General features: G+C 71.1%; 27 protein-coding genes. 12 read left to right on the top strand and 15 right to left on the bottom strand.

Annotated elements, in window-relative coordinates; translation table 11 throughout:
• Positions 1–6 precede the first annotated feature (6 nt).
• On the top strand, positions 7–2,241 hold the full coding sequence (katG, locus tag AB0I79_RS19020) for a catalase/peroxidase HPI (protein ID WP_357874410.1): 2,235 nt from the start codon (positions 7–9) through the stop codon (positions 2,239–2,241).
• A 135-nt stretch (positions 2,242–2,376) separates the two neighbouring features.
• On the opposite strand, the gene AB0I79_RS19015 is transcribed toward katG, so the two are convergent.
• The 3 genes from AB0I79_RS19015 to AB0I79_RS19005 are packed head-to-tail and all read right to left on the bottom strand — an operon-like array spanning position 2,377 to position 5,397.
• Positions 2,377–3,882, bottom strand: a complete 1,506-nt coding sequence (locus AB0I79_RS19015) for a tripartite tricarboxylate transporter permease (protein WP_357874407.1) — start codon at positions 3,880–3,882, stop codon at positions 2,377–2,379.
• A 23-nt stretch (positions 3,883–3,905) separates the two neighbouring features.
• Positions 3,906–4,367, bottom strand: coding sequence for a tripartite tricarboxylate transporter TctB family protein (locus AB0I79_RS19010; RefSeq protein ID WP_357874405.1), 462 nt, complete (start codon positions 4,365–4,367; stop codon positions 3,906–3,908).
• A gap of 1 nt (position 4,368) precedes the next feature.
• Entirely contained in the window at positions 4,369–5,397 is a 1,029-nt protein-coding gene (locus AB0I79_RS19005; RefSeq protein WP_357874402.1) for a tripartite tricarboxylate transporter substrate-binding protein, read from the bottom strand.
• Positions 5,398–5,573: 176 nt separating this feature from the next.
• On the opposite strand from AB0I79_RS19005, the gene AB0I79_RS19000 reads away from it, so the two are divergent.
• Together AB0I79_RS19000 and AB0I79_RS18995 are read left to right on the top strand one after the other, a co-directional pair.
• A complete protein-coding gene (locus tag AB0I79_RS19000) occupies positions 5,574–6,257 on the top strand; it encodes a response regulator transcription factor (RefSeq protein ID WP_357874399.1) in 684 nt (227 codons plus the stop codon).
• A 6-nt stretch (positions 6,258–6,263) separates the two neighbouring features.
• The gene (locus AB0I79_RS18995) at positions 6,264–7,658 is read left to right on the top strand and encodes an ATP-binding protein (RefSeq protein WP_357874396.1); all 1,395 of its coding nucleotides are present in this window, start codon (positions 6,264–6,266) and stop codon (positions 7,656–7,658) included.
• Between the two features lie 28 nt (positions 7,659–7,686).
• Here the strand turns inward: AB0I79_RS18995 and AB0I79_RS18990 are convergent, their stop codons facing one another.
• Entirely contained in the window at positions 7,687–8,658 is a 972-nt protein-coding gene (locus AB0I79_RS18990; protein ID WP_357874394.1) for a TAXI family TRAP transporter solute-binding subunit, read from the bottom strand.
• Between the two features lie 109 nt (positions 8,659–8,767).
• Positions 8,768–9,376 (bottom strand): NAD(P)H:quinone oxidoreductase, encoded by a 609-nt coding sequence (gene wrbA, locus AB0I79_RS18985; protein WP_357874392.1) that lies wholly within the window; start codon positions 9,374–9,376, stop codon positions 8,768–8,770.
• A 141-nt stretch (positions 9,377–9,517) separates the two neighbouring features.
• Here wrbA and sigJ point away from each other — a divergent pair, with 141 nt between their 5' ends.
• Positions 9,518–10,420 carry an RNA polymerase sigma factor SigJ gene (gene sigJ / locus AB0I79_RS18980; protein WP_357874389.1) on the top strand — a complete coding sequence of 301 codons (903 nt, stop codon included), beginning with the start codon at positions 9,518–9,520 and terminating at the stop codon, positions 10,418–10,420.
• Here sigJ and AB0I79_RS18975 read toward each other — a convergent pair.
• Positions 10,383–10,853 (bottom strand): GNAT family N-acetyltransferase, encoded by a 471-nt coding sequence (locus AB0I79_RS18975; protein ID WP_357874386.1) that lies wholly within the window; start codon positions 10,851–10,853, stop codon positions 10,383–10,385. The two genes, sigJ and AB0I79_RS18975, sit on opposite strands and share 38 nt — an antisense overlap.
• Before the next feature lie 134 nt (positions 10,854–10,987).
• Positions 10,988–11,668 (bottom strand): hypothetical protein, encoded by a 681-nt coding sequence (locus AB0I79_RS18970; protein ID WP_357874383.1) that lies wholly within the window; start codon positions 11,666–11,668, stop codon positions 10,988–10,990.
• Positions 11,669–11,935: 267 nt separating this feature from the next.
• Between AB0I79_RS18970 and AB0I79_RS18965 the strand changes: the two genes are divergently transcribed.
• Positions 11,936–13,408: a hypothetical protein gene (locus tag AB0I79_RS18965; protein WP_357874381.1), complete on the top strand. Its 1,473-nt coding sequence runs from the start codon at positions 11,936–11,938 to the stop codon at positions 13,406–13,408.
• On the opposite strand, the gene AB0I79_RS18960 is transcribed toward AB0I79_RS18965, so the two are convergent.
• The 6 genes from AB0I79_RS18960 to AB0I79_RS18935 are packed head-to-tail and all read right to left on the bottom strand — an operon-like array spanning position 13,398 to position 18,287.
• Positions 13,398–14,588 (bottom strand): FHA domain-containing serine/threonine-protein kinase, encoded by a 1,191-nt coding sequence (locus AB0I79_RS18960; protein WP_357874378.1) that lies wholly within the window; start codon positions 14,586–14,588, stop codon positions 13,398–13,400. The two genes, AB0I79_RS18965 and AB0I79_RS18960, sit on opposite strands and share 11 nt — an antisense overlap.
• Positions 14,589–15,626: a hypothetical protein gene (locus AB0I79_RS18955; protein WP_357874375.1), complete on the bottom strand. Its 1,038-nt coding sequence runs from the start codon at positions 15,624–15,626 to the stop codon at positions 14,589–14,591.
• A 21-nt stretch (positions 15,627–15,647) separates the two neighbouring features.
• Positions 15,648–16,757, bottom strand: a complete 1,110-nt coding sequence (locus tag AB0I79_RS18950) for a protein phosphatase 2C domain-containing protein (protein WP_357874373.1) — start codon at positions 16,755–16,757, stop codon at positions 15,648–15,650.
• On the bottom strand, positions 16,754–17,455 hold the full coding sequence (locus tag AB0I79_RS18945) for a vWA domain-containing protein (protein WP_357874370.1): 702 nt from the start codon (positions 17,453–17,455) through the stop codon (positions 16,754–16,756). The genes AB0I79_RS18950 and AB0I79_RS18945 overlap by 4 nt, the downstream gene beginning before the upstream one ends.
• Positions 17,456–17,515: 60 nt before the next feature.
• Entirely contained in the window at positions 17,516–18,007 is a 492-nt protein-coding gene (locus tag AB0I79_RS18940; protein WP_357874368.1) for a hypothetical protein, read from the bottom strand.
• A 7-nt stretch (positions 18,008–18,014) separates the two neighbouring features.
• The gene (locus AB0I79_RS18935; protein ID WP_357874365.1) at positions 18,015–18,287 is read right to left on the bottom strand and encodes a hypothetical protein; all 273 of its coding nucleotides are present in this window, start codon (positions 18,285–18,287) and stop codon (positions 18,015–18,017) included.
• Between the two features lie 218 nt (positions 18,288–18,505).
• Here AB0I79_RS18935 and AB0I79_RS18930 point away from each other — a divergent pair, with 218 nt between their 5' ends.
• Positions 18,506–18,901: a hypothetical protein gene (locus tag AB0I79_RS18930; protein ID WP_357874362.1), complete on the top strand. Its 396-nt coding sequence runs from the start codon at positions 18,506–18,508 to the stop codon at positions 18,899–18,901.
• A gap of 70 nt (positions 18,902–18,971) precedes the next feature.
• Here AB0I79_RS18930 and AB0I79_RS18925 read toward each other — a convergent pair whose 3' ends face one another.
• Positions 18,972–20,057 carry a CU044_5270 family protein gene (locus tag AB0I79_RS18925; RefSeq protein ID WP_357874360.1) on the bottom strand — a complete coding sequence of 362 codons (1,086 nt, stop codon included), beginning with the start codon at positions 20,055–20,057 and terminating at the stop codon, positions 18,972–18,974.
• Positions 20,057–20,644 (bottom strand): RNA polymerase sigma factor, encoded by a 588-nt coding sequence (locus AB0I79_RS18920; RefSeq protein ID WP_357874357.1) that lies wholly within the window; start codon positions 20,642–20,644, stop codon positions 20,057–20,059. Before AB0I79_RS18920 ends, AB0I79_RS18925 begins: the two co-directional genes overlap by 1 nt.
• Before the next feature lie 160 nt (positions 20,645–20,804).
• Here AB0I79_RS18920 and AB0I79_RS18915 point away from each other — a divergent pair, with 160 nt between their 5' ends.
• The 6 genes from AB0I79_RS18915 to AB0I79_RS18890 all read left to right on the top strand — a co-directional run bounded on the left by AB0I79_RS18915 (position 20,805) and on the right by AB0I79_RS18890 (position 24,937).
• A complete protein-coding gene (locus tag AB0I79_RS18915; protein ID WP_357874355.1) occupies positions 20,805–20,972 on the top strand; it encodes a hypothetical protein in 168 nt (55 codons plus the stop codon).
• 404 nt (positions 20,973–21,376) lie between these two features.
• Positions 21,377–22,177, top strand: a complete 801-nt coding sequence (locus AB0I79_RS18910) for an alpha/beta fold hydrolase (RefSeq protein ID WP_357874353.1) — start codon at positions 21,377–21,379, stop codon at positions 22,175–22,177.
• 23 nt (positions 22,178–22,200) lie between these two features.
• Complete coding sequence (locus AB0I79_RS18905; RefSeq protein WP_357874350.1) at positions 22,201–22,989, top strand: MerR family transcriptional regulator; 789 nt, start codon at positions 22,201–22,203, stop codon at positions 22,987–22,989.
• A 49-nt stretch (positions 22,990–23,038) separates the two neighbouring features.
• Complete coding sequence (locus AB0I79_RS18900; RefSeq protein WP_357874347.1) at positions 23,039–23,389, top strand: hypothetical protein; 351 nt, start codon at positions 23,039–23,041, stop codon at positions 23,387–23,389.
• A 241-nt stretch (positions 23,390–23,630) separates the two neighbouring features.
• Complete coding sequence (locus tag AB0I79_RS18895; RefSeq protein WP_357874344.1) at positions 23,631–24,617, top strand: NADP-dependent oxidoreductase; 987 nt, start codon at positions 23,631–23,633, stop codon at positions 24,615–24,617.
• Between the two features lie 41 nt (positions 24,618–24,658).
• Complete coding sequence (locus tag AB0I79_RS18890) at positions 24,659–24,937, top strand: hypothetical protein (protein ID WP_357874341.1); 279 nt, start codon at positions 24,659–24,661, stop codon at positions 24,935–24,937.
• The last annotated feature ends 394 nt before the right edge of the window (positions 24,938–25,331 follow it).

The following is a 25,331-nucleotide window of genomic DNA, read 5'->3' as shown; positions in this document are numbered from 1 at the left end:
ATTCCCATGACCGAGAACCATGACGCGATCGTCACAGACCCGAAGGCAGAGGGCGAAGGCGCCGGCTGCCCGGTCGCGCACACGCGCGCTGCCCACCCGACCCAGGGTGGCGGCAACCGTCAGTGGTGGCCGGAGCGGCTCAACCTGAGGATCCTCGCCAAGAACCCCGCCGTGGCCCGCCCCTACGGCGACGACTTCGACTACCGCGAGGCGTTCCTCAGCCTCGACCTCCCGGCCGTCAAGCGTGACATCGCCGAGGTGCTGACCACCTCCCAGGACTGGTGGCCGGCCGACTTCGGGCACTACGGCCCGCTGATCATCCGGATGGCCTGGCACAGCGCGGGCACGTACCGGATCAGCGACGGCCGCGGCGGCGCCGGCGCCGGCCAGCAGCGCTTCGCGCCGCTCAACAGCTGGCCCGACAACGCCAACCTGGACAAGGCCCGCCGCCTGCTGTGGCCGGTCAAGAAGAAGTACGGCCGCAACCTCTCCTGGGCCGACCTCATGATCCTCGCCGGGAACGTGGCGCTGGAGACGATGGGCTTCGAGACGTTCGGCTTCGCGGGCGGCCGCGAGGACGTCTGGGAGGCCGAGGAGGACGTCTACTGGGGTCCCGAGACCACGTGGCTCGGCGACGAGCGCTACACGGGCGACCGTGAGCTGGAGACGCCGCTGGGCGCCGTCCAGATGGGCCTCATCTACGTCAACCCGGAGGGCCCGAACGGCAACCCCGACCCGCTCGCCGCGGCCAGGGACATCCGCGAGACGTTCCGCCGGATGGCGATGAACGACGAGGAGACCGTCGCCCTGATCGCGGGCGGTCACACGTTCGGCAAGACCCACGGCGCGGGCCCGTCCGACCACGTCGGCGCCGACCCCGAGGCCGCCACCCTGGCGGAGCAGGGCCTGGGCTGGAGCAACACGTTCGGCACCGGCAAGGGCGGCGACACGATCACCAGCGGCCTCGAGGGCATCTGGACCAACACCCCGATCACCTGGGACAACAGCTTCTTCGAGATCCTGTACGGGTACGAGTGGGAGCTGTTCCAGAGCCCGGCGGGCGCCAACCAGTGGCGGCCGAAGGACGGCGCCGGGGAGGGCACCGTCCCCGACGCGCACGACCCGTCCAAGCGCCACGCGCCCACGATGCTCACGACCGACCTCTCGCTGCGCGTCGACCCGATCTACGACCAGATCTCGCGCCGCTTCCGCGACAACCCGCAGGAGTTCGCGGACGCGTTCGCCAAGGCCTGGTACAAGCTGACGCACCGCGACATGGGCCCGATCGTGCGTTACCTCGGCCCGGAGGTCCCGTCCGAGGTGCTGCCCTGGCAGGACCCGCTGCCCGCGCGCACGTACGAGCTCATCGACGCCGACGACGTCGCCGCGCTCAAGAGCCAGATCCTGGCCTCGGGCCTGCCGGTGTCGCAGCTCGTGTCCACCGCGTGGGCGTCCGCCTCGTCCTACCGCAACAGCGACAAGCGCGGCGGCGCCAACGGCGCCCGCGTCCGTCTGCAGCCGCAGATCGGCTGGGAGGTCAACGACCCCGACCGCCTCGCCACGGCGCTCGGCACCCTCGAAGGCATCCAGAAGGCCTTCAACGGCGCCCAGACCGGCGGCAAGCAGGTCTCGCTGGCCGACCTGATCGTGCTCGCCGGCGGCGCGGCGGTGGAGCAGGCGGCCAAGGACGCCGGCTTCGACATCGAGGTGCCGTTCACGCCGGGCCGCGTGGACGCCACGCAGGAGCAGACGGACGTGGAGTCGTTCGCCGCGCTCGAGCCGACCGCCGACGGCTTCCGCAACTACCTCGGCAAGGGCAACCGCCTGCCGGCCGAGTTCCTGCTGCTGGACAAGGCGAACCTGCTGAACCTGTCCGCGCCCGAGATGACCGTCCTCGTCGGCGGCCTGCGCGTCCTCGGCGCGAACCACCAGCAGACGCAGCACGGCGTCTTCACCACGACCCCCGGCGTCCTGACCAACGACTTCTTCGTCAACCTGCTCGACCTGGGTACGACGTGGAAGGCGACGTCCGAGGACCAGAGCACGTTCGAGGGCCGCGACGCCGACACGGGCGAGCTCAAGTGGACCGGCACCCGGGCCGACCTGGTGTTCGGCTCGAACTCGGAGCTGCGGGCGCTGGCCGAGGTGTACGCGAGCGACGACGCGAAGGAGAAGTTCGTGCGGGACTTCGTCGCGGCGTGGGCCAAGGTCATGAACGCCGACCGGTTCGACCTGGTCTGATCTCGTTCGTCGTAGCGGGTTCGGTCGGGGAACCCGCGTGACGTAGCGCGGGGTCCTGTGCGAGCGGGCGGCGTCATGCCCGCTCGCACAGGACTGTCGCCCCGGCGGACCCGGCTCGCCCGCGCCCGGCCCGGCCTACTCGTCCTCGGAGAAGACGACCTCGCGGCGCCTGCGGATCGCCGGGAGGACCGCGACCACCAGGGCCGCCACGGTCAGGAGCAGGAGGACGGCGGAGATCGGGCGGGTGAGGAAGACCGTCGCGTCGCCGCGGGAGATGATGAGCGCCCGCCGCAGGTTCTCCTCCAGCAGCGGGCCGAGGACGAACCCGAGCAGCAGGGGCGCGGGCTCGCAGCCGCACTTGATCAGGACGTACCCGAGAAGGCCGAAGAAGACGATCGCGTAGACGTCGAACGCGTTGAACGACAGCGAGTACGTGCCGATCGCCGCGAACAGGATGATCATCGGGAACAGCACCTGGTACGGGATGTGCAGCATGCGCACCCAGATGCCGATCAGCGGCAGGTTCAGCAGCACGAGCAGCACGTTGCCGATCCACATCGACGCGATCAGCCCCCAGAACAGCTCCGGCTCGTCGGTGAGGACGTTCGGGCCCGGGGTGATGCCGTGGACGATGAACGCGCCGACCATCAGCGCCATCACCGGGTGGGCGGGCAGGCCCAGGGTGAGCAGCGGGATGAACGACGTCTGGGCGGCGGCGTTGTTGGCCGACTCGGGGCCGGCGACGCCCTCGATCGCGCCGTGCCCGAACTCCTGCCGCCGCTTGGAGATCCGCTTCTCCACGGCGTAGGAGGTGAACGAGGCCAGCACGTGGCCGCCGCCGGGCAGGACGCCGAGCGCGGCGCCGAGCCCGGTGCCCCGCAGGATGGGGCCGACGATCCTGCGCCGGTCCTCGGGGGTCGGCCAGAGGTTCTTCACCCTGCTGACGACCATCGTGCGGGTCCGCTCGTTCTCCAGGTTGCGCAGGATCTCGGCCACCCCGAACATGCCGACGGCGACCGACACGAAGTCGATGCCGCCGTACAGCTCCCGCTGCTCGAAGACGAACCTGGGGGTGCCGGTGTAGATGTCCTGGCCGACGGTGCCGAGCAGGACGCCGAGCCCGATCATGGCCAGGGCCTTGAGCGCCGAGCCGCGGGCCAGCGCGATCGACACGATCAGGCCGAGCAGCACCAGCGAGAAGTAGTCGGCCGCGCCGAACTGCAGCGCGACCCTGGCCAGCGGCGGGGCCGCGACGGCCAGCACGACGGTGGCGATCGTACCGGCGACGAAGGAGCCGACGGCGGCGGTGGCCAGCGCCACGCCGGCCCTGCCCTGCCGGGCCATCTCGTGACCGTCGAGTGCGGTGACCGCGGCCGACGACTCGCCGGGCAGGTTGATCAGGATGGCGGTCGTCGAGCCGCCGTACTGGGCGCCGTAGTAGATGCCGGCCAGCATGATCAGCGCCGTCACCGGCTCGAAGCTGAACGTGATCGGCAGCAGCATCGCCACCGTGGCCGTCGGGCCGATGCCGGGCAGCACGCCGACCGCCGTGCCGAGCAGCACTCCCACGAAGCAGTACAGGACGTTCTGGACGAGGAGGGCTGTCGAGAAGCCCAGTGCGAGGTTGTCGAGAAGTTCCATGCCCTCTCAATCCGGATGCAGCGTCAGAAGCCCAGCCACGGGCCCACGAGCGGGATCCGTAGCTGGAGTCCGACGACGAAGATGAGCGTGCCGGCCACGGTGAGCCCGGCCGTCACCGCCACGGCCATGAGCGGGCGGACGCGCGTGCTGGCCAGCGTCGTGAGCAGGGCGGTCACCGCCGACGCCGGCACGAACCCGAGGCCCCGTACGGTGAACCCGAAGAACAGCAGCGCGAGCACGATGACGGCGATCGCCCGCCAGGGGACCGGCCCGAACGCGGCCACCTCGCCCGCGACGAGCCCCTTGACGACGATCGCCAGCCCCAGGGCGGCCACGACCGCGCCGGCCAGCAAGGGGAAGGCGCCGGGGCCCATCCGCAGCGGGGTGCCCAGCTCGTAGCCGAGCGACCCCGCCGCGAACGCGCCACCGATCAGGACGAAGACGACTCCGGCGAGGACGTCAGGGAAGGATCGGCGGTGCTTCACCTCAGGAGGCCTTGACCCCGGCGTCGGCGATCACCTTGCCCCAGGTGCCGATCTGCTCCTGGAGCTTGGTCCGGTGCGCCTCGGCAGTGGCGTCCTCGGCCGGGACCGGCGCGGTGCCGAGCTTGGCCATCTGGTCGATGACCTTCTGGTCGGCCAGCGCCACCTTCAGCGCCTCGGTCAGCTTCTGGACGACCTCCGGCGGCGTGGCCTTCGGGACGTACAGGCCGTGCCAGACGCTGACCTGGAGCTGCGGCAGGCCCGCCTCGGTCGTGGTGGGCAGGTCGGGCAGGCTCTTGACCCGCTCCGGCGTGGTGACCGCGTACGCCTTGACCTCGCCCGCGGTGATCTGGCCGCTGGTGTTGGTCGTCTGGTCGCACATGAAGTCGACCTGGCCGCCGACGAGGTCGGTCAGCGCGGGGCCGGTGCCCTCGTACGGGACCTCCTGCAGCTTGACGCCGGTCGCGGTCTGGAACAGCAGGCCGCACAGGTGGGAGGCGGCGCCGATGCCGGCGTTGGCCAGGGTGACCTTGCTCGCGTTCGCCTTGACGTGGGTGACGAGCTCCTGGAGCGTCTTGGGCGCGAAGTCCTTGCGGGCGACGATCGTCATCGGCACCTCGGTGACGAGCCCGACCGTCTGGAAGTCCTCGAGCGGCTTGTAGTCGAGGTTCTGGTAGAGGGCGGGGGCCGTGGACATGCCGATGTGGTGCATGAGCACGGTGTAGCCGTCGGGATCGGCCCGCGCGACCTCGCCGGCGCCGACCGTGCCGCCGGCGCCTTCGACGTTCTGTACGACGATCTTGCCGCCGAGCTTGGCGGCCATCGGCTCGGCGATCATGCGGGTGACGGTGTCCGTCGGTCCGCCCGCGCTGAACGGCACGACGAACGTGATGTTCTTGTCCGGGTAGCCTCCGCCCGTGGCGCCTCCCGTGGCGGTGGTGCCGCCGTTGCCGGCACAGGCGGCGACGAGCGAAACGACGCCGATCGCGGTGATGATCCGGGCGGAGGCCCGGTACCTGCTGGTCGTTCTCATATGGCGACCTCCTCGTCAGCGCATGCCCGTTAGTCAGTGAGTGCGCGGCCTCAGTCTCGGGTGGCAGGGACGCGGATGGTGTCAGAGAAATCTCAAGGAATGCGCTGGATGTCAGAAGAATCCCAAGAAGTGAAGGGCTAACACAAGCGCCGATCCGCGCCGTACAATCCGCCGGTATGCGGATCACCATCATCGAGGATGACGACCGCGTGGCGCGGGGCCTGGTGACCGTCCTGGCCCAGGCGGGCTTCGAGGTCCACCGCATCGCCACCGCCGCGGAGGCCGTGCGCGCCGCGCCGTCCGATGTGGTGCTCGTCGATCTGGGCCTGCCCGACGGCGACGGTCTCGACGTGATCCGCAAGCTGCGCGACCGGCCGGAGACTGCCGTCATCGCCGTGACCGCGCGCTCGGAGGAGCACGAGCGAGTACGCGGCTTACGCGCCGGCGCCGACGACTACATCGTCAAGCCGTTCGGCGTCCCCGAGCTGCTGGCCAGGATCGACGCCGTGCTGCGGCGCACCCGCGTGGCCCGTGCGCTGAGCCACCCGGACGAGCCGCTCGTGCTCGGCCCGATGCGGATCGCCGTCGCCACCCGCGAGGTCTTCGTCGAGGACGCGCCCGTCACGCTGACGCGCAAGGAGTTCGAGCTGCTCCTGCTGCTGGCCCGCCGGGCTCCGAACGTGGTCAGCCGCGACGTCATCCTCGACCAGATCTGGGGCGCCACCTGGGAGTCCTCCAGCCGCACCCTCGACACGCACATCGCGGCGCTGCGGAACAAGCTCGGCCCGTCCGTGCCCATCCGCACGATCCACGGAGTCGGCTATCGGCTCCTGGCCGGCCAGCCGGAGCTGATCGGCTGACGCGCCGTGCGCCGCCGCCTGCTCATCGTCCTGGTGCCGCTCGCGGTCCTGCTCGTCGCCGCGCTCGGGGCGCCGCACAGCGTCACGCTGGCCGAGCGGGAGATGCAGGAGACGTACGTGGACCGGCTGGGCGACGTCGGCCGGTTCGCGTCGCTGGCCGAGACCGCGCTGTCGACCGGGCGGACCGAGGCCCTCCAGCAGGAGCTGGCACGCTACCACGAGCTGTACGGCATCCCGGCCGCGGTGATCGACACCTCGGGCACGGTGCTGCTCGGGCCGGCCCGCGCGTACCAGGAGGCGGCGCGCGCCGAGCCCGCGCTGCCCCGGATCGTGACCGCGGCGCTGGCCGGGACACGCTCGGAGCCGTCGGGCGAATGGGCGCCGTGGGACGGCTCCGCGCTCGTCGTCGCGGAGCCCGTGGGCCGGGACAGCGAGGTCGTCGGCGCCGTCGTGACCATCTCCGACCTGTCGAAGACCCGCTCGCGCGTCCTGCTGCAGTGGGCCCAGCTCGCCGCGCTCGGGCTGCTGCCGCTGATCGCGCTGATCGCCGTCGCCTGGCCGGTGTCGGCGTGGGTGCTGCGTCCCGTGCGGGAGCTGGACGCCGCCAGCTCGCGGATCTCGCAGGGCGACCTCACGATCCGGGCGGACGCCGAGGCCGGGCCGGTCGAGCTGCGGCGGCTCGCCGGGTCGTTCAACACGATGATGGACGCGGTGGAGAACGCCGTGCAGCGGCAGCGGGCGTTCGTCTCCGACGCCTCGCACCAGTTGCGCAACCCGCTGACCAGCCTCCGGCTCGCCGTGGAGAGCATGGAGCCGCACCTGGCAGGGGGCGGGCGGCCGGTGTACGAGGTGGCCGTCGACGAGGTGAAGGCCATGCAGCGGCTGCTGAACTCGCTGCAGGCCAGCGCGCGGATGGAGAGCATACGGACGGCCTCGCCGGTCGAGCTGGACGCGGTGCTGGCCACCCGGGTGGATCGGTGGCGGGCGTTGACGGCGACGTCGGGGCGGACGCTGGCGGTGGACGTGCCGCCCGGGTTGCGGCTGCTGGAGCCCACGGGCGGGCTCGGCAGCATCCTGGACGAGCTGGTCAGCAACGCCCTGCGGCTGTCGGAGGCACAGGTGGTGGAGGTGACCGCCCGGACCGGTGGGGACGTGGTGACGATCGCCGTCCGTGACGACGGGCAGGGGCTCGACGCCTCCGAGCGGGCCCAGGCGCTACGGCGGTTCTGGCGGTCGCCGCGGCACCAGAACGTGCCCGGGACGGGGCTGGGGCTGGCGATCTGCGCCGACCTGGTCGGGGCGGCCGGGGGTGAGCTGCTGCTGGAGGAGGGGCTGCCGCGTCCGGACGGGTCGGGGCACGGGTTCGCCGCGGTGGTCGCGCTGCCGATCGTCCGGGACTAGCGCTGGCGGGCACTAGTGCTTGCGGGCACTAGTGCTTGCGGGCACGGAACCAGGCGGCCGCGCCCGGGTGCAGCGGGATGGACGCGGTGGCGATCCCCGTACGCACGTTGATCTGCCACGCCTCAGGAACGGCGTCGGGCACGGCTCCGGCGCCGTCACGGGAGGCGGAGGTGATCGTGCCGGTGTGCGTGAAGATCGTGTCGGTGATGGCGTACACCAGGTCGTCGGGCAGGTCGTTGCGGGCGAGCAGCACGTTCGGCACGGCGACCGTACGGGTGGCCGGGACCCCGGCGTAGGCGGTCGCGGGGATCATGGCCGGGGTGTAGGGGCCGGGGAACGCGGTGAAGAGCTCGCCCGCCTGCTCCTCCAGCGGGATCAGCCGCACCGGGTGCCGCTGGGCCAGCTCCGTGATGGCCGGTGTCGGGACGCCGGTCAGGGAGAACATCGCGTCGATCCCGCCGTCGCGCAGCGCCGCCGCCGACTCGGCCTGGCTGAGGTAACGCGCGTCGGCCCGCACCCGGCCGAGCCGCAGCACCCGCAGCGCGGTGAACTCGGTGCCCGAGTCGCGGGCGCCGAGGGACACGCGCCTGCCCCTCAGGTGGCCGAACTCGGCGATCGCCGAGCCGGCCATGACCACGAGGTGCAGGTGGCTGTCGTACAGCCGGCAGACCGCCGAGAGCCCCTCAGGGGCGCTGCCGTCCGCCGTGATCAGCGCGTCCAGGCTCGTCAGCCCGAGCTGCACCTCGCCGGCCCGCAACATCCGGATGTTGTCGGTGGACGCCCTGCTCGGCACGGTCGTCACCGTGGCGCCCGGCACCTGCTCGGAGATGTGCTCCGCCAGCGAGCCGCCGATGCGCCGGTACACCGCCCCCGCCGGCCCGGTGGCCAGCCGTAACCGGACCCGATCGGCCTCGGGCCGCCGGGAGCAGCCGGCCAGCAGCCCGCCGGCGGCCAGGAGCACCACCCGACGGCTGAGGCGCGGCTCCGGGTTCAGCTCCATGCCGAGATGATACGGACGCCGCGACCGTCTCAGGCACCTTCGACGCTGCGCCACGACAGGTGGTCCGGCGGCAACGGCGGCGGTCGGGCAGCCGTCGCGCGCGACCGTCTCAGGCGGCGCGGCCCGCCTTGAACGCGGCGGCGGTGTCCACGACGCGGCGGGCCTGGTAGCGGGCCCCCTGCAGCGCGACCTCGCTGGGCGGGCCGTCGCCGGCCACGTGGGAGGTGCCGTACGGGTTGCCCGTCTGGAACTGGATCGGGTCGGTGTAGCCGGGAGGCACGATGATGCCGCCCCAGTGGTAGAACGTGTTCGCCAGCGCCAGGATGGTGGACTCCTGCCCGCCGTGGGCGGTGTTGGAGGCGGTGAACGCCGAGTACACCTTGTCCGCGAGCTTGCCCTGGAACCACAGGTTGCCGACGCTCTCCATGAACACCCTGAGCGGGCTGGCCGGGTTGCCGAAGCGGGTGGGCGTGCCGAACAGCACCGCGTCGGCCCAAGCCAGGTCGTCCGCGCCGGCCACGGCGACGCCGGCGGTGTCCCTGACGTGCTGGGCCCACTCCGGCCTGGAGTCGATCACCTCCTGCGGGGCAGGCTCGGCGACCTTGCGCAGCCGCACGTCGGCGCCGGCCTTCTCCGCGCCCTCGGCGGCGGCCTGCGCCAGGGCGTGCACGGTGCCCGTGGCACTGTAATAGATAATCGCGACGTTGACGGGTTCCATGATCGATCCCTTCTCGGCGTTCGGTTCGCCGGTACGACGACGCAGCCGCGCGCGATGTGAGGCGACGAGCGACCTCACAGTCCGGGCCGGTGTCTCGTCGAAGCGGATGAAGGCACAACGACCGAAGGAGCCGGCGGCACGATGGGCACCCAACCCGATCCCGAGCTGAGCCTGATCATGAGCGAGCGGCGGCACCTGATCAACCTCGCCTACCGGCTGCTCGGCTCCCTGGCCGACGCCGAGGACGTGGTGCAGGAGACCTACGCCCGCTGGTACGCCATGTCCCGGCAGCAGCAGGAGGCCATCGACTCGCCGGCCGCCTGGCTGACGAGGGTCGCCGGCCGCATCTGCCTCGACCTGCTCCGCTCGGCCCGCGCCCGGCGCGAGCGCTACGTGGGCGAGTGGATCCCCGAGCCGCTGCCCGAGCGTACGGAGTGGCCGGACGGGCAGCCGGGCGACCCCGCCGACCGCGTCACGCTCGACGAGTCGATCAACATGGCCTTCCTCGTCGTGCTCGAGTCCATGACCCCGGCGGAACGCGTCGCGTTCATCCTGCACGACGTGTTCCGCTACCCGTTCGCCGAGGTGGCGGCGGTCGTCGGCCGCACCCCGGCGGCCTGCCGCCAGCTCGCCACCTCGGCCCGCCGCCGCATCCGCGACTCACGGGTCCCGGCGGCGCCGTCCTCCCAGCAGGCCGGCGTCGTCAGGGCCTTCAAGCGGGCCTGGGAGGGCAAGGACATCAACGCCCTCATCGCCATCCTCGACCCCGAGGCCACGGCGACCGGCGACGGCGGCGGCCTCGTCACGGCCGCGCTCCACCCCGTCCAGGGCGCCGAGCCGATCGCGCACTTCTTCGCCGACCGGATGGACACGCGGTCCGGCCTGGAGCTCGTCGAGCGCACCGTGAACGGCCAGCCAGGGCTGGTGGCTCAGCTCGACGGCGTCACCGTGTCGGTGCTGGCGTTCGACATCGTGGGCGACCGCATCAAGCACATCTGGGCGGTGCTCAACCCGGAGAAGCTCCGTCCCTGGACGGGGAGCTGACCGCCCGCACCATGAAGACGTCCACCTCGTCCTCGGACTCGACCGTGAACCCGTGCCGCTCGTACAGCCGGCGCGCCTGGCTGCCCTGCAGCACGTTCAGCCTCACCACGGCGTTCTCGCGGTCGCAGCGCTCCAGCAGCCGGCCCAGCACGGCCGAGCCGATGCCCCTGCCCTGCAGCCGCGGGTCCAGGAAGAAGTGCTCCAGCCAGTACGAGCCCTGCGCCGGTCGCAGCGCGACGCAGCCGGCGAAGGCCCCGCCCACCTCGATCATCCAGGCGTGGGCCGGCTCGAACGCGTCACGCAGCCGTTGCCGCACGCGGTGCTCGTCGTAGCGGCCCAGCCGTTCGAGATCCGCACGCATCACCAGGGCCCGCAGCTCGGCCACCGGCTCGACGTCCGCCGCCAAAGCCGGACGAAGCTCCCAATCTGCCACGATCGCGATGTTAGCCGTCAACACTCAGCCGGCCACACCGGCCCCGAACCAACGAAGGTGGGCTCCGCCGACCGGGCTCGAACCCTGCGCCTGCCCCACCTGGTCGATCTTGCCCGTGACCTCGTGGAGCGTCCTCAGCCCGTGACGTTCGCGTCCCGGAAGACGAAGTAGTTCAGGTGGTCCGCCTGCAGATACCGGTGGAACCGCGCGGCCTTGGCCTGGGCCGTCTTGTCCGCGGTGACGGCGGTGTAGACGACGTACCGCCCGATCGCACCCGACCGGATCCTGCCGTAGACGTACGCGTCGAGCACCTTGTCCCGCCGCCACTTCACGCCCCGCGAGGAGCTCGCCAGGTGCGCGGCCGTCGCCTTGGCGGCCTTGTCGCTGGGGAAGGCCAGGATGACCTGGACCGCGGTGAGATGCCCGCTGTAGGCGGAGTAGGCGAGCTGGACGGCACGCTCGCAGCCGTTCTCCGCCAGCACGCCCTGCCTGTCGACCGGGGCGCAGGAGTCGTACGTCCAGCCGCTCACCCTCTTGGCCTTGAACGCGACACCGCCCATGCGGAAGTTCCAGTCGCCGAACTCGTCGTCGCTGATCGGCGCGTCCCGGCGTGCCTTCTTGCCGGGGCTCGGCCGGGCGGGCTCGGGGGTGGTGGCCGTGGCCGACAGGGCGACGCCGGTGATCGGGGCGGGGCCGTTCAGGTATCGGTGGACGCTGAACGCCAGGCCGCCCGGCAGGAGGACCGCCAGGATCGCCACCAGGGTGGCCACCACACCGGGGTAGTCCCGCGGGGCGGGCTGCCGAGGGTTTCCCATGCCTCGATTGTGCTGTAGTGCATCACCTTGTGCCCCATCTGTCCCAAGAGTGATGCTGAACCATGTTCGCAGGCTGTTGTCCGGCCACCATTGATCACGTTTTAATGACGGTGAGTTTAGGCGTCCGCCGCTTCAGGGAGGGAAAGCGTGCGAGCGCTGCACGGTCACGGGTTCAGTGACGGCCTTGGAGTCCAGATGTATGACGAACCGGCACCGGCACCCTCCCCAGCCGCGCGCGCATTGAGCCTGTTACGCCAGGTCGGAACGGTGTTCCGGCGGCGCCTGGTGGTGATCGTCGTGGTGGTCGCCGTCCTGATCTCCACGGTCGTGCTCGTGAACTACACCCAGGGCTGGTGGCCGTGGGGCGGCTGCGACACCGGGAGCGCGGACGTCGTGGACGTCGACGGTGAATGCGTCGGGCTGATGGACCCGGCCGACGGGACGATGGTGCTGGGCAAGCAGTACCAGCAGATCCTGGAGGCCATCGCGGCGGAGAACCGCCAGGTCGCCCAGGGCAAGGACTACAGCACGATCGCGCTCATGGCCCCGATGGGGGCGGGCCCGCGCGGGCTGGTCGGCGAGCGCGCCCTCCACCAGCTCGAAGGGGCGTTCATCGGCCAGTACCGGGCCAACCGGTCCGAGACGTTCCCCAAGATCCGGCTCCTGCTGGCCAACACGGGGCACGACGGCTCGCAGTGGCGGACGACGGTGCAGGCGGTGCGGAAGAACGCCGCGACGGGCGCGACGGGCAGCCCCGGGCAGATCGTCGCGGTCACCGGGATGGGCCCCAGCCAGCAGGAGAGCATCGACGCCGCACGCGCCCTGGCCAAGGATCCCGGCATCCCGATGGTCGCCGACTTCATCACCGCGGCCGGGTTCAACACCACCGGCGACATCGACGCCGCCGGGCCCATCCCCGGTCTCACCCGTACCGCGGTCAGCACCTCGGCCCAGCTCGCCGCCATCGCCGAGGAGTTCAAGAAGAAGAAGGTCGGCGGGAACGCGGCGCTGATGTGGGCCGACGTGACCCCGCAGGGCACCAAGGACCTGTACGCCCGCTCGCTGAAGGACGCCTTCCTCGACCCGAAACTCGGGCTCAAGCCGTACGTCGACAGGTCAGGGCTCAGCTTCCCCTTCGACCCGCGTGGCGGCCCCTCGCTCCTGCGGACCATCAGCGACACCATCTGCGGGACGAAGACGGACATGATCTTCTACGCCGGCCGTCAGGCGTTCATGCCCACCTTCCTCAAGCTGCTGCGCAGCCGGCCCTGCAGATCCACGCCCATCACCGTCGTCACCGGTGACGACGCCCAGGACCAGGACCCGAGCGACCCGTCGCTGCACGACCCGGAGGCGCCCATCAAGGTGATGTTCGTGCCGCTCGCCGATCCCAACCGGCTCGACCACGAGGACAATCCGCACCGCCAGCTCTACCGGGACTTCCGCAACGAGTTCGTGGCGCCGCACCACGGGGTGACGTTCCCCGCGGGGCATCTCGGCAGCGGGCTGGCGATCCTGGCGTACGACGCGGTGACGGCCGCGGCGACCGCGGTGCAGAAGGCCGCCATCGGCGTGGACCCGTCCCAGCTCAGCCTGCCCTCGGCCGCGGCGGTGCGCGGGCAGCTCTACCTGTTCACCGGCACGAACGTCATCCGCGGCGCCAGCGGCGCCTTCACCCTCGACTCCAAGACCGGGGAACGCGTGAACGTCACCACGCCCACGCCCGTGACTATCCCGTGACCACGACGATCACCGCCAGCGCCACCGCCGTGACGAGGAGCAGCAGCAGCCACCAGCGCGCGGGGTACATCCGGCTGAGCCGTACGCGCTCCAGCTCCCCCGCCGCGGTGAGGCGGAGCAACGCCGTGCCGATCCTGAACCGATCACCCGGCCGCAGGGTCGCGTACAGGACAGGGCGGCCGTCGATGAACGTCCCCAGCCCGCCGCTGTGATCGTGCAGCCGGTACCCCGCGCTCACCTTGCGTACGGTGGCGTGCGCGGGGGCGATCCCCGCCCCGTGGATCACGATGTCGGCCGCGGACCCGCTGCCCAGCGTGGTGGTCTCCTTCAGCGTCCCGATGGTGGCCGGCAGGAGCACCGTACGCGGCATCGTAGCCGCCGTGGTCTCCGACTGGTACCCCACGAGGCGGCCGAGCAGGTCCATGGCGGCCGGCCGCCGCGCCGGGTCCTTGGCCAGGCACTCGGCGATCAGTGAACGCAGCGGCTCGGAGATCACTCTCAGGTCGGGGGTCTCGTTCAGGACGCGGTTGATGATGAAGGCCACGTTGCTCCCCGCGAACAGCGCCTTGCCGGTGGCGGCGAAGTACACCGTCGCCGCCCAGGCGTGCACGTCGACGGGCGGGCCGACTTCGGCGTCGACCCCGCCCACCTGCTCCGGCGCGAGATAGGCCGGGGTCCCCACCGGCGTGGTCATCGCGGCGGTCGCCTCCAGGGCGCGCGCGATGCCGAAGTCCACGACCCGCGGCCCGTCCGGGCCGACGATGACGTTGGCGGGCTTGAGGTCCCGGTGGACGACCCCCGCGCCGTGGATCGCCGCCAGCGCGGTGGCCGTGTAGGTCGCCAGGCGTTCGAGCGCGGATCCCGACAGCGGCCCGTGCGTCTCGACGAGCTCCTGCAGGGACGGGCCTTCCACGTACTCGCTCACGATGTACGGCTGGTCACGGTCGATGGCCGCGTCAATGATCATCGCCGTGTACGCCCTGGGCACCCGCGACGCCATGGCCACCTCGTCCGCGAACCGCCTGCGCGCCTTCGGATCGGCCGCCCCCTGCGCGTGGATCAGCTTGATCGCGACCCGGCCCGCCTCACCCTGCGCGAGGTAGACCGTACCCTGGCCGCCGGCGCCCAGGCGGCCGAGCACCTCGTAGGGCCCGATGCGCCGTGGCTCGCCGGTGTTCATTCAGACTCCCCACGTGACCAGGGCGACGACGGCGATCGCCGCCAGGACGACGATCAGCACCACGACTCCCCCGTGCCGGGAGCGCGAGCCGTCGCCGACCGCGGACCTCCCCCGCCGCCACGCCTCGCGCAGGTTGGAGTCGGTCTCGACGTAGATGCGCTCGGGAGTGACGAGCCAGCGCCACGACTCGCCCGCCGCCCGCCATCGCTCGACGTCCACCGATGCGGGCGCGCCGTCCACGCACTGCTCGATCAGGCGGCGATGCCGCGACGGCAGGACCCTGGCGAGCGCGGTCTCGTCGAGCGACCACGTCTCGGCGCTCTCCTGGAGGCACCGTACGACGGCCCAGGCGAACTTGTAATAGTCCGATTCGGGGGTGAACGCCCCTTCACGGGGGAGCTTCCACTGCTCGGGATCGGCCTCCGGCAGGGCACCGCGCCCGCCGACCGGCAGGCAGGAGTCGCAGTCCAGCAGGTACACCGCGGGCGCCGGGTCGATGGTGAAGACGGCGTTGCGCAGTTGCAGGTCGCCCACCACGTAGCCCTGCTCGTGCAGCCACTGCACGGTCGAGAGCAGCCGGCCGAGCACGGCCAGCTTGTACGGCGGCTCGTAGTAGCGCGTGCCGTAGTGGTCGCGCAGGGCGTCCACCCGCTCGGGCGACCGGGTGAGCTCGTCCAGGTGCCGCGGGACCCGCCGGTCGCGCAGCTCGACGAACATCTGCTCGGGAGCGGGCCTGATCAGGATGCCGGTGATCCGGTCCCGCCCGACCGCCGCGATCGGCCAGGCGCAGCGCCGGTCGAGTGCCGCGCGGTCCTGCCGGGGGAGTTCGCGCCGCCAGCGCACCATGGCAAGCAGGGCGTCCTCGTCCAGCCCCGCCAGCGTCTCCTCGTCGTACCGCTTGAACAGGAACCGGCCGGGCACGCCGCCGACCTCGCACGGCTCCAGGCTCCGCGCCTGACCGCCCGGGCGCAGGTAGTAGCCGTCGGCGTCCGCGGAAGGCGTCAGATCCGCCTCTTCGACCACGTCTGGGGGGTTCATGCTGCTGCCGCCGCACTCCTGTCACAGGACGGCCGTGTCGTGACGGCCCGCCCACAACGCCAGAACCGTCCGGTCGTCGTCGTAGGTCGACAGATGGAAGTCCACGTCGCACAGGAAGCTGCGCAGCGCGGGCGGGGAGCTCCACGAGGTGACGAGCCGCTGGGCGAGCACGCTTCCGCCGCCGCCCAGGGCCGTTCCGAAGCCGTCGCTGCACAGGACGAGCACATCTCCCGGCCCCCAATCGATCTGCCGTTCCCGCAGCTCGCCGAGGTCCTCCGGCAGGGCGGACGTGACGTTGCCAGGCCGCCCCTCCGGTGGGAAGAGCTCGGTCCACGTGCCGTCATGGAGCCACAGCGCCGGGGAGTCTCCGATGGCGGCGCACGCGGCGATCCCGCGCCTGCCGTCCGCGGGGACCACCCCGATCGTCAGCGTCGTGGCGGGCGGATCCGATGCCCCGGCGCCGTGCCTGCCGGTGCGCCGGTCGCCGAGCCTGGCGGTGGCGCGCATGACCTCCCCCGCGATGGTGGCGAAGGCCGCGTGCCAGCCGAGGCCGGGGGTCAGGGCCAGGTTCGTGGCGGCGCGCACGGCCACCGCGGCCGCGTGTTCGGCGTGCAGGGTGCTGCCCAGCCCATCGGCCACGGCCGCGATCACCCACCGCCCGTCCGCGCTCAGCCGTACGGCGTAGGCGTCCTGCAGGGGTTCGCCGCGGTAGCGGTGCCGCCGGCCGCGCAGGCTCACGGCGCGGACCGTGGTCTGGGCGAGCATGCCGCCGTCGAGCGCGACGCCGGGGGCGCGCGAGTCCGCACCGCCCGCCAGCAGGACGGGCAGCGGCTGAGGCAACGGGCCGAGCGGCGTCCTGCCGTTGGCCGCGGCGCGGGCCCTGCGCCGCAGCAGCACCTGCCCGAGCAGTACGGCGCCGCCACCCGCGATGCCGGACAGGATCCACCACGGCCAGCCCGACCCCGTCTCCCCGCTGCCTTGGCGCTGGCCGGGCGTCGCGGTCACCGTCACGACCGGTTCCGGCCCATGGCCCGCGGCCACCAGCTCCTGCTCCGGCGCCGGACCAGGCCGCACTCCCACCGGACCCATCCCGATGACCAGCAGTAACCCCGCCAGCGCCGCCCTGATCATCTCAGCTGCCGCATCCCGTCAGGCCCGCGCAGCACGGCCGTGTTCCTGTTGACGGAGGCGCTGATGCTGTCGGAGACGGCCTGCGCGATGCCGTGCAGCACGGTGGCCGCCCCCGTCGCGACCTCGCCCGCGAACGCCAGCACCTCGCCCCTCAGCGTGGAGGCGACGCGCCGCAGCGTCTCCTCCCGCACCGTCCCGAACCCCAGCGCCACGATGTACGGAGCCGGTTGAAGGCTCGCCAGCCGGTCGCGCGCGGGGCCCCAGATCTCGACGTCCTGATGGGATTTGCCGACGTACGGCTCCCCGTCCGTGATGAAGAAGATCACCGGCGCCCGCACGTCGAACTGCCGTGAGAGTTTCCTGTGATCCTTCTCGATGATTTTCACGAGCTCGCTGAAGACCGCCAGGTAATCCGTCTGCCTGCCCGGCCTCAGCGCCGGCACCCTCATCGCGTCGCACGGCCTGGTCAGCGGAAGTACCAGCTCGACCTTGTCGGAGAACGACACCACGGCCACGTGCGCGGCCTCGCTGACGCCCGGATCGCCCGCCTCCAGCTCGAAGAGCAGCTCGCCCACGCAGTTGGAGAGCACCTCGAACGGGGTGGGCCGTCCGTCGTCGCGGGCGGTGTGCATCGAGTGCGAGACGTCGCAGACGATGTAAAAGGGGAAGGCGCGGGGGCGCCCGTTCGCCGATCTCATCGGCTTTTCATCCTGATGGGGATTGCCGGTCTTGGCAAGGTTGCGAACTGAAGGGGGATTTCAGGGGGTTCGCGGCTTACGTCTCACCCTGCTGCGACGTACCGGAGCGGTTCGCGGGTCGTAGCCGGACCATCGCAACAAGACGATGGAAAGGCCGATGAGAAGGGTGAACAGGCCGGAAGCAATGGCCAGAAGCGCCACGACGGATTCGGCCTCCGGATCGCCAAGGCCGGAACTTCCGTCGACCCAGCTCGTCGCGGGCCAGGCCTGGGTGGCGACGATCGCGCCGAACGCCGTCGTGATCGCGCCCAGGAAGTAGCCGGGGGTTCGGGCACACGCGCCCATGGCGACGAGCACGAGACCGGCCACCGACCCGATGGGGACGGTGATGACCTGACCCACGACCAGCGCCATGAGCACCGCGAACCTCGCGTGCTCGAAGCCGTCACCACGTGGCTCCCCGAGGAACGGCACCGCCACGGCACCGCAGAGCAGGCTGATCGCCAGTAACCGGAGCATCGCCACGCAGGCCATGATCGCGCGCCGGCCCATCGCGGTGCTACCCCTGCCAGGTCTCCTCGGAGCAGAGCACCCGGGCGGCCTCGTGCGGCTCGGCGTCGCGGACGTGATAACTCCCGCCCTCCGTGCCGAGGATCGTCACGATCCCCGGGGCGAGAACCCGACGCCCGTGCACGTCACGGACGTGCACGGTCCTGGAGACGCCCGGACGCCCCAGCCGCCGTTCCTCGCGCCCGCCCAGCGCCGCGAGAGTCAGGGTCACGGCGACCGATCCGGCCGCCAGCACCGTCATCGCCGCGGCCGGCGACGTCACCTGGGCCACCGCGCCCCCGGTCGGTGCTGTACAGGCGGACGGCGGCCGGGGAGGTGCTCGTGGAGGCGTCAGGGGGCCGGTGACCCCGCGGGGGGGCGTGTCAGCGGTGGCGTCAGCACGGCGACGGCCCCGTATCAGAGCGACCGTCGATCGTAGAGGACATGAACGGAGCAGCACCTGCCCGCTCAACCGACTCACCGTTGAAGGAGCACACCACCATGTCCGTCACCCTCACCGCCCAGGACCAGCTCACCCTCCGCATCGCCGGCTGGGGCGCCGTCTCCCTCATGTCCGCCGCCGGAGCCGCCACCTCCGCCCACAAGGCCGCCACCGAAGGCTCCATCGCCCTCACCTCCGCCATCGGCCTGACCGGACACGTCCTGGCCAAGGCCCCCAAGGGCGTCAAGTACGGCAGGACCACCGCCACACTCGCCGACGTCGTCCTGCCCGCCCTGACCGCTTCCATGACCCTGCTCAAGCAGCAGGCTCCGGAAGAGGCCGACAACTTCCGCCGCACCATCCTGGTCTCCGTCGAAGCCGCTCAGCAGGGCCGGCCCGACCCCACCACGACCGAGATGGCCCGCAAGATCACCGAAGCCCTCGACGCCGCCTGATCACCATGGGCGACTCCGACTCGTCACGGGGATCCTCCCCGGATCCCCGTGACACGACTCGGTGACCAGATCAGCAGAACATCGGCTTGCCGGCGTCCTTCGGCACCTCCGGCATGGAGTCCACGACCTTCACCGTCAGCATCGCCGTACTCGCGCCCGGAATCTCTCTCACCTGCCCGCCCTCGGGCTGCCCGATCCAGCTCCGGTAGCCGAGAAACCGGTACGTCGCCGGCTCGAAGATGAGCTCTCCGCGCTCCCAGCCGCCGCCGGGAGTCTCGAACTTGATCGAGGCGCCCACCCCATGCCGTCCGGCCGGGTCGGTGAGATCCGGGACGACGGTCACGGTCGCCAGCTTCGACAGCGCGCCGAAGACCGTGGCCCTGGTCCGGGAGGGGGTGAGCGGGTTCTGCGCCAGCCTGAGCAACGAGCTCGCGACGACCTTCTCGACCCGCATGTCGATCTCTTTCCGGCTCAGGCCCGCCTCTCCTCGCCTGCGCTGGTCCGACCGTACGAACGTCTCCGCCTCCTGGCGGACCTTCGCCAGCGCCCTGTCGGGGTCGCCAGGGAGATCGGCGGCCTGGAACGGCAGGCCCGAGAAGCCGCCGCGGCACTGCCCCGCCCGCTGGTACTCCACCGTTCCGGGGGCTTGCACGTGCTCCGGGTGCCCGCCGCTGATGACGGTCGTCCGCCCGTACGTCGAGCGCGTCAGGGCCTTGCCGGGATCCCCGCCCGGCATCCACACCTCCCGGCGCACGTCCTGGGTGTACTCGCCCTCGGAGTCGGACGCGAACGTGACGTCCTTCTGCTCGACGTACAGGAACTGCCCCGGCCCTGGCTGGACCTCCTCCCGCGCCGCGACCGTGGCGGCGTGCCGGAGCAACTCGGCGGCGCCGGCCGGAGCCGTCCCGAACGGAACGGACTCGTCACCACCACGCACGAAGATCATCCCCGCGGTCACCGCCGCCGCCAGGCCCACGGCCACACCGGCCCGCACCACCCACCGCCTGCCTCGCGGTCTGCCGAGGGGCCGCTCAGGGTGGCCGCCTTCGGCCCGCTCGGCCTCTTCGGTGAGCAGCGCCCAGGCACGCGAGGTCACCTCGGGCGCGGGTCCCGGCAGGCTGTCGTGGTGGCCCTTGATCGCTTCGAGTTCGTTCATCACAGTGCCTCCCCGGCGGAACCGATGATCTTGCGGAGCCTCTTGCGGGCCCGGTTGAGGCGCGATCCCACCGTTCCCTGGGGGATGCCGAGCGCCGCGGCGACCTCCTCGTAGCTGAGCTGGGCGCAGGCGACCAGCAGCAGGACGTCCCTGTCCCCGGCCGAGAGCCGAGCCAGGCCGGAGGCCAGCCGCGGCTGCATGACCGCCGCCGAGACCCGCTGCACCACCCGCTCGTCATGATTGGCGACCTCTCCGGCACCGACGCTCCTGGCCAGCGCCCGATACCGGCGCGCCTCGGCGCGATGATGGTCGGCGACCAGGTTGGAGGCGATGCCGTACAGCCAGGGGCGGGCGCTGGGGCAGGTGAGGTCGAAGCGATCCCGGCTGCGGAAGGCGCGCAGGAAGGTCTCCGCGGCGAGGTCGTCGGCGGCCGACTCACCCAGGCGCAGGTGAACGTAGCGGTGGATGGAGGCGAAGTAACGATCGAAGACGGCGCCGAAGCGATCAGGGTCGCGCCACGACGCCTCTATCACCTGCGCGTCGGTGTCCTCACTGGGAGGCGCCGCGTCTTGAAGGGGAGCGGTCATGCATGCCGGCCTTTCAGGCTGTTACGTCGGAACACCCGTAGTTCGGCGAACCCCTGATTCCTCTTCACGATCCATCGGCCGCCGAGCATATGTCGCCCTGGCTGGTGAGGGCCGGGCCTCCTGGGGGCAGTGGCCGTACGTCAGCCACGAGGAGGAGCCGATGGAGCCGTTCGGGAATACCGACTACGAGAGCGAAACTCGCAAGGCGCTGCAGAAGGGCGATGTGGCCACGGCGCAGGTGTGGGCGAGCCTGCACCAGGCGCAGGTTCTCAGGCGGGGGTTGGAGAAGATCGAAGAGGCCGTGCACGCCATCGCGTTGAAGCCCTGACCCTGGCTCGGTGCAGGCGGACGCCGTGACACGTCATGCCGCGGAGAGCACGGGCGGCGCTCCGGAGGAGGGCCGCTTCGACGTTCCACCCCCGAGGAGGAACGTCCGGCGCCGCACTTGGTGCTCGATGGAACCGCGGCAAGGCCCGCGCCTCTCACCGTCACAAGGCCGCCGCCGCTCGCCCCTGATCGGCGGGCCGGCCCACGCCGCGAACGAGTGCACGTCGGCGACCGTGGCGCATGGGACGTCATCGCTGAATCCAGAGCTCGCTCTGATCCGCCGCGAGGGTTGCCCCTGACGCAGGGGCAACCCCTCAGCATGGCGCCATGACCACGAAACCAGCGCGGTCGAGGTCGCCAGGCCACGGCGGCGCTGGAGAGCAGGCTGAGAGAGGCGACAGGACGATGCGGCACTTCACGATCCACCACGACGGCGTCACGATCCCGGTGTCCCGCGGCGGGCAGGGACGACCGCTGGTCCTGTGCCCGGGGCTGAACTCGACCCAGGCCGGCCTGCACGAGCTGGCCGGGCTGCTGCGCCGCGACCACGACGTGGTGACCTTCGACCTCCGGGGCCATGGCCTCGCCTCGGCCGCCGGCCGCTACTCCTTCGAGGCGTTCCTCGGCGATCTCGCCGCGGTGATGACAGAGCTGGAACGTCTCCACCTGGATGCGCCGCCCGTGCTGGTGGGCTACTCCCTGGGCGCGGACCTGGCCGTGCACTACGCCTCCCGGCATCCTGGCACCGTCGCGGAACTCGTACTCATCGACGGGGCGAACCCGGTGCCCGAACCGTTCATCACCGAGGCCGTCCTGCCGCAGTTCCGCGCCATGTGGGAGGGCCTGGCGGCGCAGCAGGAGGCCGAGCGGGGCACCGCGCGTCAGGTGCTGCTCACCTCCCAGGAGATCCTCGACCTGAACCTGGAGATCGATGTGATCCGGTCAGGGATTCTCGACCGGTACAGGAAGATCGACCGGCCCATCCGTATGATCATGTCGACCTCGATGGCCGGCGACAGCGGCGAGGAGCACGCACAGCGCTTCAACCGGAACTGGCGTGCCGGCGTCGACCGGCTCGTCCGCGAGCAGCCGCACATCACCACGTCCTGGCTCGACGCCGACCACCAGCTGGTCTTTACGCACGCCCCGGAGATCGCCCGGATCATCCGCGACGCACGCGGCCCGGCCGGCCGGACGGCCTCCTGAGCGACTCATGGGAGGCTGGCCTGATGCTGACCATCGGCGAGCTGGCGTCGTACACCGGGGTGACGGTGCGCGCCGTGCGGCACTATCACGCCAAGGGGCTGCTTCCGGAGCCGGAGCGAGACTACTTCGGCTACCGCAGGTACGACGGCGCCGCAGTGGTGGAGCTGATCAAGATCCGGACGCTGGCCGAGGCCGGGGTCCCGCTGGCGCGGGTGCGGGAGCTGCTGCAGGCCGACGAGGAGGAGTTCGCCGCGGCGGTCGCGGACATCGACAGACGGCTGCGCGCCGAGATCACGCAACGGCAGCGGCACCGGGAACGCATCGCCCGGCTCATCTCCGGCGACAGCCTGGCACTGCCCCCGGAAGTGGTCGAGTACCTCGACCGGTTGCGGGTGCTCGGCGTCGACGAGCGGATCGTCCAGGCCGAACGCGACGGCTGGATCCCGCTGGCCGCGCACTCACCCGAGCGAGTCCCGGAGTGGATGGCGCGCAAGCGGGAGCAGATCGCCGACCCGCGGCTCGTCGACTTCTACCTCACCCTTGGCCAGGCTCTCGACCGGGACGACGACGACCCGCGACTGATCGAGCTGGCCGACAAGCTGGCCGCCTACCTCACGCGAATGGCGGAGGAGCGGGGCGAGGACTATGTCGACGACACCGACATCGACTCATCGCTGGTCAAGCTGATGGACAAGCTGGCGTTCGACACCGTGCCGCCGGCACGCCGGCTGATCGAGCTGCTGCAGCAGCGAGGCTGGACGGGGTGGACCAAGCTCGAACGCGTGCCCCCCGCACCGGGCCGCCGCGTCTGAACGGAGCGTCACGAGCACGGGACTGGCCCCCTCTTCGAGGACCGAAGGCATGAGAATACTGCTGGCCTGCGCCGCCTTGGCGTTGCTGACGTCCTGCGGGTACGTCGAGAAGCAACGCGTCATGCGTTCGTTCGCCGAGATGGAGCAGGTCGCCCGGGCGATCGGGCCGGAAGACGGCTCAATCGGCCGGCCACGGAAAGTCGGGGAGGTTGAATTCCAGGCCGTCTATCGGGAGGGCGATCGGGTCTATTTCCAGGTGGGCGAGAACGGGCCCAGCGTGGATCCCTACGGCTACGTCTGGAGCCCCGAGCGCGTACCGACCGATGACTCCGATCCGTCTGTCGCCTCGTCGTTCGAGCACGTCCAGGGCCACTGGTACCGCTGGAGCGACAGCTACTGAGCACGGGTATCGCTCAAGGAACGAGCTGCTCGGCCCGTCAGAGGGTTCATGGATCCGGCCGAGCGTGCGCGGGAAGCGGCGGCCGTGCGGATACCTCATGCGCCGGACTCGGACATTTCCTGAGACATTTCGGGCCGCCTGTCCAGTTTGAGACGGAACGCCAGTGTTGAGACTGTCCACCTCGTACTGGGCCGGACAGTATGCCTGCAAAGAGACAACCTGTCTCGCAGTAAGGATGGTCATGCAAGCCCTTGTCGTCCGTACGTACGGCACGCCTGCCTCGTTCGCCATCGAGGACCTGCCGATTCCCGAGCCCGGTCCGGGACAACTCCAGATCAAGGTGGCGGCCGCCTCGCTCAATCCCGCCGACCTGCTGATGACCGCGGGCACGGTACGCGAGATGGTGCCGCTGGACTTCCCCTTCGTCCCCGGCACCGACGTCGCCGGCACGGTGACCAAGCTCGGCCCCGGGACGGATGGATTCGAGGTGGGTGAGGAGGTGTTCGGCTTCGGCGCACCGCCGTCGTTCGCCTCCGGCGTGGGCATCCCGGCCGTCACCTCCGGGGCGCTGGCCGAGTACGCGACCTTTCAGGCCGGGCCGTACCTGGCGAAGAGGCCACCGAAGCTGAGCGCCACCACGGCGGCCGCCCTGCCCAGCACCGGCATGACCGGGCTCGCCGTACTCGGCCGCGGACAGTTCCGGCCGGGCGAAACGGTGCTGGTGATCGGCGCGCCGGTGGGCATCGGCAGCGTCGTGGTGCCGCTGCTGGCCAGGCAGTGCACGGTCCTGGCCACCGCGACCGCGCCCGACGGGAACTACGTGCGAAGCCTGGGAGCCGCCGACGTGATCGACTACCGCGAGAGCGACCCGATCGAGGAGGTACGGCGCCGCCACCCGGAAGGCGTCGACGCCGTGGTGAACCTCGCGCTGACCGGCGAGGCGGTGCTCGCGGCGACCACGGCGCTGCGCCCCGGCGGACGGCTGCTCAGCACCACGCCGGGCACGCCGACGCACCCGGCGGTCACCACGGTGATGGGCACCACCGACCTCCACCCCGGCACCATGGACGCTCTCACCGCCCACGTCCTGGACGGCACGCTGCCCGAGCCGGAGATCCGGACCTACCTCCTGAGCGACGCGGTACGTGCCTACGAGGACCTGGCGGAGGGGCACACGCGCGGCAAGCTGGTGGTCATCGTGGACGCGGAGCCGGGCCCGTGTGGCTGAGACAACGCAAGGTATCGCGTATCTACGTCGGACTGGACCTCATGACTCCTGTCGATGTGCAGGGCCGGGCGCACGACCTGATCGAGGCGGGACGGTTTCATGACGCTGTGAACCTGATCCGCAAGGAGTCCCAGGTGTCCGGGCCGACCGCATTGGAAGTCGCGAAGGTTCTACGTGCCGGTGAGGCCCTGCCGGGCTTCCCGGTGTTCGATGAGGATGACCTCCCCACCCGGATCCGCAAACTGATTGAGGCCGGCCACCGGAAGCAAGCCGTCTTCCTTGCGCGGAAACACCGAGGACATGAGCCAGTCAGAAGCTGAGGCGTTCGTCGACTCGCTTTCAGGGGAGCCGAACACCTGACGCCGGGGCGAGTCGTCACCGTAGCTGTATTTTGCAGCTGTACAAAATTGAAAGGGCTACTTCCCGATCACAAGAAGTGGCCTTCGAAGTTCAGTGGAGCCTAGGAGATTCGAACACCTGACTTCCTGCTTGCAAAGACGCATACCGATCTTGGCCGACCTGCGGAGACGCAGATCACAGCGCTGATCGCATTCCCCGTGATTCCCCGCTGCTCCCCCTTGTTTCCCGCCCCAACGGGCACGGCGTGGTTAAGGAGATCCTCGGCCACTCGAGGGTGACCACCACCGAACGGTACACCCACGTCTCCACACCGCTCATGAGCGATGCCGGGGAACGGCCGTTGAGGGCAGGAGT

Origin of the sequence: Nonomuraea sp. NPDC050202 (assembly GCF_040656115.1) — a bacterium.
Classification (GTDB): domain Bacteria; phylum Actinomycetota; class Actinomycetes; order Streptosporangiales; family Streptosporangiaceae; genus Nonomuraea.
The sequence above is the reverse complement of the archived record's forward strand: the minus strand, read 5'-3'. Positions and strand labels throughout refer to the sequence as shown.